We start from the raw sequence: 442 nt of genomic DNA, 5'->3' as shown, positions 1-442 counted from the left end.
GCGCACGGAAGGCCACATGGCCGTCGTTGTCCACGCGCTGCAGTTCGTGCAGCCGGAACCGTACCAGCACGCGTTCGAGCTGGGCGAAGCACAGCAGGTGATCGGCCTGCTCGGCGGCGCGGTTGGAGGCTTCCTGTGGGCTGCCATCGAGCAGCAGGAAGTCCTCGTCTTCGTCGAGGTCGAGCAGGGCGGTCGGGAAGGAACGGTCGCGGCCGTCGATATGGGCGTTGATCAGCGATCGCTGGTCGATCAGCGAGCGCAGCAGCTGGCGCAGCTGGCGCGGGTTGCGGACCAGGAATCGTTCGTCCGCGGCATCAGCCGCGTGGACATCATGCACTGCAGTGTCGTTGCCGTCGGACATGGAATCTACGGTCAGGGGCGGGCGCCAGCACGCATTGGCGCGAGGCTCGATGGGGATATCGGCTCCTGCACCGGATTATGA

Annotated in this window: 1 protein-coding gene; it reads right to left on the bottom strand. The window is 66.1% G+C overall.

Translation table 11 applies throughout. The features are described 5' to 3' along the window. Window positions 1-361: flagellar brake protein (locus EEB19_RS26395; RefSeq protein WP_187590292.1), on the bottom strand; the 361-nt coding region annotated here is incomplete at its 3' end. Window positions 362-442 lie beyond the last annotated feature (81 nt).

The organism is Gordonia sp. OPL2 (genome assembly GCF_003797825.1).
GTDB lineage: Bacteria > Actinomycetota > Actinomycetes > Mycobacteriales > Mycobacteriaceae > Gordonia.
Note: the sequence above shows the minus strand (reverse complement) of the source record. Positions and strands in the feature narration are given on the sequence as shown.